General features: G+C 64.1%; 2 protein-coding genes and 1 pseudogene. All 3 read right to left on the reverse strand.

Going from position 1 to position 3559, the window contains the following annotated elements; all coding sequences use genetic code 11:
* Positions 1-86: 86 nt before the first annotated feature.
* Positions 87-1078: pseudogene (gene fliG, locus AC1P6P_RS04400) on the reverse strand (flagellar motor switch protein FliG); the annotation flags it as partial.
* Positions 1079-1123: 45 nt separating this feature from the next.
* Positions 1124-2737 (reverse strand): flagellar basal-body MS-ring/collar protein FliF, encoded by a 1614-nt coding sequence (gene fliF / locus AC1P6P_RS04405; RefSeq protein ID WP_481401225.1) that lies wholly within the window; start codon positions 2735-2737, stop codon positions 1124-1126.
* Between the two features lie 330 nt (positions 2738-3067).
* Positions 3068-3343, reverse strand: coding sequence for a CtrA inhibitor SciP (sciP, locus tag AC1P6P_RS04410; protein WP_481401226.1), 276 nt, complete (start codon positions 3341-3343; stop codon positions 3068-3070).
* Between the last annotated feature and the right edge of the window lie 216 nt (positions 3344-3559).

Raw genomic sequence — 3559 nt, forward strand, 5'->3', positions numbered from 1 at the left:
CGCTGACGGTGGTCGCCTCCTTGCCGCCGCTGGTGGCGCCGAAGTCGACGTCGAACAGGAATTTCGCCGGTGCCGCCATGCGTTCCTCAGTAGATCAGCTCTTCGTCGCTGCGACCCTTGGTGATCATGATCTCGCCCTTGGCGGCGAGATCCTTGGCGAGATTGACCAGCAGCGCCTGGGCCTCGTCGACGTCGCGCAGCCGCACCGGGCCCAATGCCGCCATGTCGTCGAGCAACATCTTGCCGGCGCGCGAAGACATGTTGCCGAGGAAGAAGGCGCGCACCCCTCGTTGGCGCTCTTCAGCGCCACGCCGAGCTTGTCCTTGTCGACGTTGCGCATCAGGGTTTGCGCCGAGCCGGCGTCGAGCTTGACCAGGTCGTCGAAGGTGAACATCAGCGCCTTGATGCGCTCTGCGGATTCGCGGTTTTCCTCTTCCAGCGAGGTGATGAAGCGGGTTTCGGTCTGGCGGTCGAAATTGTTGAAGATTTCCGCCATCACCTCGTGGGCGTCGCGGCGCCGGGTCTGCGACAGGTTCGACATGAATTCCACGCGCAGGGTCTGTTCGACCTTGTCCAGGATGTCCTTCTGCACGCTTTCCATGCGCAGCATGCGCTGCACCACTTCCAGGGCGAATTCCTCTGGCAGCGAGCCCAGCACGCGCGCGGCGTGTTCCGGCTTGATCTTGGACAGCACCACCGAAACGGTCTGGGGGTATTCGTTCTTGAGATAATTGGCGAGCACCGTCTCGTTGACGTTGCCGAGCTTGTCCCACATCGTGCGGCCGGCGGGGCCGCGGATTTCTTCCATGATCTGGCTGACGCGCTCGGGCGGCATCATCCGGGTCAGGAGGCGTTCGGTGGATTCGTAGGAGCCCATCAGCGAGCCGGTGCCGGAAAGCTGGCTGACGAAGTCCACCATCAGCTTTTCGACGAGCGACGCCGAGACCGTGCCCAGGTTGGACATGATCTGCGAGACTTCCTTGATCTCGTCGTCGTCCATCATCTGCCACAGCTTGGCGGAATGCTCTTCGCCCAGCGCCAGCATCAGGATGGCGGTCCGTTCCGCTCCGGACAGAGAGCGGACATCGTCCTTGACGGCTTGTTTGGCGGGACGCGACATCGCTTACACCGGTTGATGGAGCCACGACCGGAGGATGGCGAGGGCCTCCTCGGGGTGGGAATTGACGACTTCGCCGACCTTCTTCACCGACGACTCGCGCACCTGACCTTCGATGCGGCTGATGTCGATCATCGATTCGGCGCGTTCGGGCGGCGCAATCGCGTCGGAGCCGCTTTCGCCGCGGCCGGACGGGGCGCCGAGCTGGCCGGCGACGGGCGAACCGGACCCGGCCACCATCATGGTGCCGCCACCGGGCGCGAGCGGCGCGAACATGCGTTTGACCAGCGGGCGCAGCACGAAGATGCCGATCAAAAGCGCGGTTAACGCGAAGATCGCCGCCTGGATGATCTTGAACCAGGAGCCGCCGTCGAGGCCCAACAGCGGCTTGGGCGCTTCGGTGCCGACCGTGGTGTCGACACGGGCGAACGGCATGTTGACGACCTGAACGAGATCGCCGCGGCCGCCATCGAAGCCGATCGCCGACTTCACCAGGTTTTCGATCTGGGCCATTTCCTGCGGCGTGCGGGCGACGTATTTGCCGTCCTTGTCGGAACCGTCGACAACGACCGCGACCGAGACTTTCTTGACCGCGCCCTGGTTGATCTCGGAGGTTTTCACCGTCTTGGAGATTTCGTAGTTGGTGGTTTCCTCGGTCGCATTCGATTGCGACTTGTTGTTGTCGCCGCCGCCGGCCTGCTGCTGCTGGCCGGGAAGGGCGTTGGCGACCGACACCGGAGCGCCGCCGGCGGCGGAATCGGTGCTGTCGTGCTGGGTGGTCTGGGTCGACCGCACCACCTTGGAATCGGGGTCGAAGGTCTCGCTGGTCTCGTTGACGTGCTGATAGTCGATGTTCGCCGTCACCTGGGCGCGAACGTGGCCCTGGCCGACAACCGAGGCGACCATGCCTTCGACGCGCTGGCGGATGCGGTCTTCGAAATCGGTGGTGTGCTGTTCCTGGGCGGTGGCGACGCCGTCGACGCCCTGAAGGTCGGTGCCGCCGGCGAGGAGGTTGCCCTTGTCGTCGATGATCGCGACATGGTCCGGTGTCAGCGAGGCGACGGCGGCGGCGACGAGATGCTGGATCGCCTGCACCTGGCCCTTGCCGAGCGTGCCGCGGGTCTTGACCACGACCGACGCCGACGGATTCTGTGCGTCGCGCGAGAAGATCTGGCGCTCGGGAACGACGAGATGAACGCGAGTCGATTCGACGCCTTCGATGGTCTGGATGGAGCGGGCGAGTTCGCCTTCGACGGCCCTGAGCCGGTTGATGTTCTGGACGAAGGCGGTGGTGCCGAAGGCATCCGACTTGTCGAAAATCTCATAGCCGACGCCGGCGGCTGGCAGGTTTTCCTGGGCCAGATCCATGCGCAGCTTGGTGACCTGGTCGGCGGGGACGAGGATGGTGCCGCCGTCCTTGATCTCATAAGGCGTGTTGGAGGCTTCGAGCTTGGCGACAACGGCGCCGGCGTCGCGTTGTTCAAGGCCGGAGAACAGGATCGCCTTCGGCGGTGTCGACAGCACGCCGGCCGTGTACAGGAAGAAGGCCGTCAGCGCGGCGGCCACACCCGCCATCACGCCGAACCGCGCCGCTCCGATCGCTTTGATGAAATCCGGCAATGCCCACTCCCTGAAGAGGGTCCGGGAGATGCGCTCCGGCCCTGGTAGGCAAACATTGCCGCGTTGGGAGTAAAGGCGTGCTTAACGCGCGGAAGAAACGCCATAAACTGTTTCGTAAATCCCGCTTAACGAGAAGTTACGCGAACGCACGCCCAGCGGCGTTGCGGGCCGCCGTGGAAGGATAGGCGCGATTTCAGCCGAAAAGAAAAACGCCCGGACGAAGCCGGGCGAAACGTCGCGGTCGATTGCGGGAGGCGCCTTGAGGGCCGCGCCGTGCGGCCCCCGGCGGAGAAGGCGTCCGGCAGGCTGGGCGGCCCGCCGCAGAATCGGTCAGTTGCGGTACTGCTGCACGCGGGTGGCGCGAAGGCCCGGCAGGCCGAAACGGTCGATGGCGCGCTGCCAGGCGAGGAATTCCTCGACCGTCAGCGTATAGCGGCGGCAGGCTTCGTCGAGGCTGAGCAGGCCGCCGCGCACAGCGGCGACGACTTCGGCCTTGCGGCGGATGACCCAGCGCTTGGTGTTCGGAGGCGGCAGATCGGCCATCGTCAGCGGGCTTCCATCCGGCCCGATGACATAGCTCACGCGTCCCCTGCGGTCTTCGCCCATGATCATGAAACTCCTCACTCCACTACCCAGCCCATACGGTAACCGTGCCGCCTTAAAAAATTGGCCACATGAGTGGGTAAGCAAATTGTGAAGGACATCATTTCAATTTGTCGGCATGCCTGAAGGCCCAGCGCCTTTACGAAGTAAAAGCGCTGGAAACCTCCATTAACGCGATCAGCGAGCCATCTGCAGAAGTTCGTCGAGCATCGTCGAAGC

This window comes from Rhizomicrobium sp., from assembly GCF_056722145.1.